This window comes from Arthrobacter sp. 9V, assembly GCF_902506065.1.
Taxonomy (GTDB): Bacteria; Actinomycetota; Actinomycetes; order Actinomycetales; family Micrococcaceae; genus Arthrobacter.
Genome location: NZ_LR733041.1, coordinates 1 through 1,396 on the forward strand (window position 1 = coordinate 1; position 1,396 = coordinate 1,396).

2 protein-coding genes and 1 pseudogene are annotated in these 1,396 nt (G+C 69.4%); all 3 read right to left on the reverse strand.

All coding sequences use genetic code 11. The annotated features are described in order from the left end of the window. The coding region (locus BACI9J_RS23620; protein ID WP_159736743.1) for a sigma-70 family RNA polymerase sigma factor at nt 1-395 on the reverse strand (395 nt) is incomplete at its 3' end. After that, complete coding sequence (locus BACI9J_RS23625; protein ID WP_159145890.1) at nt 392-1,081, reverse strand: YceI family protein; 690 nt, start codon at nt 1,079-1,081, stop codon at nt 392-394. The genes BACI9J_RS23625 and BACI9J_RS23620, both read right to left, overlap by 4 nt. 43 nt (nt 1,082-1,124) lie before the next feature. Next, a pseudogene (locus tag BACI9J_RS23630) lies at nt 1,125-1,396 on the reverse strand (TerC family protein); the annotation flags it as partial.

Sequence of the window (1,396 nt, forward strand, 5' to 3'; positions counted from 1 at the left end):
CCGAGCCAGTACGCGTCGACCACCACGCGGCGGTGGTCCGGGGTCAGCGACGCGAGTGCGTCGGCGACCACGATCCGGTCCAGCACGGCGTCCGTGCTGTCCGACTCGATCCGTTCCACCTGGTGTTCGGTGCCGTGCTCGCGCCGGTTGTGTGCGGACCGCGCCTCGTCCACGACCAGGTTGCGCGCCACCGTGAACAACCACGCCCGTGCGCTGTCGGGTGCCCGTTCGAGCACGGCCGGGCGCTGCCAGGCGCGGACCATCGCCTCCTGCACGACGTCCTCGACCGTCGAGCCGTCCCGCGTGAGGTGCCGGACGTACCGCGTGAGCGCGTCACCGTGCTCGCGGTACAGCGTCGCGAGCAACTCGTCCGCGGAACGGCTCGTCACGGTCACTTCCCGAGGTCGAGGGAGAACTCGACGGAGCCCTTCCCGTCCACGGTGACGAAGCCGAGCGAGGGGGCCTTCACGCCGTAGTCGGCGAAGGTGATCGGCACGGTGCCGGCGACCTGGACGGTGCCGCCCTTGCCGACCGCGACCTGCGCGTCGGCCGTGACCGGCTTCTCGACGCCGTGCAGCTCCATCGTGCCGGTCAGGGTGACGGCCTGCGTGGAGCCGTCGAGCGCCTTCGTGACGTCGACGGGCTTGGTGAGCTCGAACGTCGCCGTCGGGTACTTGTCGGTCTGCAGTGCCGTGGAGCGGAAGTACTCGTCGCGTGCGGCTTCGGGGGTGCTGATCTTGCCGACCTGCACGGTGACGGACGCCTTGGTGAGCGAGCCGCCGTCGACGACGGCAGTGCCCTTGACGTCCTTCGTGCGACCGACCACGTTCACATCATTCCCCTGCAGGACCTCGTGCACCCGGTACCCGGCGTACGAGCTGCTCTTGCTGGTCCAGGTGCCGTCGGCGTCCTTCGCGTCGAGGGTGCCGGACGAGGACGCCGACAGCGAGGGTGCTGCCGCGGCCTGGCCGTTGACGGTGTTCGCGTAGATGACCGGGCCGGCGATGACGGCTGCTGCCGCCACGACGACGACGCCGGCGGAGATCCCGATGATGACCTTGGTGCGTTTGCGGAGTGCCATACCCAGACAACGAGGGAGCGGAGCGGATCGTTCAAACGGGTTTTCAGTCGGAGGTCCGGGCGGGGTCCTGGTCGGCTCGGTCCTGGTCGATCTCGGCTGCGCCGTCGTCGGTCGCGGGGGTCTCGCCGCGCATGCGCACGAGGCTCGCCAGCATCGACACGGCCATCGCGGCGACGATCACGAGCAGGGACACCCACGTGTTGATCTCCGGTGCCCACTCGATGTGGTGGCCGCCGTTCAGGAACGGCAGCTCGTTGTCGTGCAGCGCGTGCAGGACGAGCTTGACACCGATGAAGGCCAGGATCACCGCGATGC

Coding starts and splice junctions, on each gene's coding strand:
- BACI9J_RS23625 (WP_159145890.1), bottom strand. CDS start 1,081: ATGGCACTCCGCAAACGCACCAAGGTCATCATCGGGATCTCCGCCGGC.